Origin of the sequence: Pseudomonas sp. QLc11A, assembly GCF_052112305.1 — a bacterium.
GTDB lineage: Bacteria > Pseudomonadota > Gammaproteobacteria > Pseudomonadales > Pseudomonadaceae > Aquipseudomonas > Aquipseudomonas laurylsulfatiphila.
Window position 1 is genome coordinate 1 of the sequence record NZ_JAVAJJ010000062.1, and the last position, 360, is coordinate 360.

The 360-nt window shown below is 60.3% G+C and carries 1 protein-coding gene; it reads right to left on the reverse strand.

Annotation, left to right across the window (positions count from 1 at the left end; genetic code table 11):
• The coding region (locus Q8X48_RS29890; protein WP_407802819.1) for an aldehyde dehydrogenase family protein at window positions 1-360 on the reverse strand (360 nt) is incomplete at both ends.

Here is a 360-nt window from a genome sequence, read left to right on the forward strand (position 1 = left end):
GGTTGATGTCGCGGGTCCAGAGGCCGGCGCCGAGGCCGAACTCGGTATCGTTGGCGATGGCCAGGGCTTCGGCTTCGTCCTTGAAGGTGGTGATGCTCACCACCGGGCCGAAGATTTCTTCCTGGAATACACGCATCTTGTTGGTGCCCTTGAGCAGGGTCGGCTGGATGTAATACCCGCTCGCCAGGTTGCCCTCGAGTTTTTCCACCTTGCCGCCAGTCAACAGTTCGGCACCTTCGCCCTTGGCGATTTCCAGGTACGAAAGGATCTTGTCGAATTGCTGCTCGGACGCCTGGGCGCCGACCATGGTGTCGGTGTCCAGCGGGTCGCCGCGCTTGATTTGCAGGACCTTCTTCATCA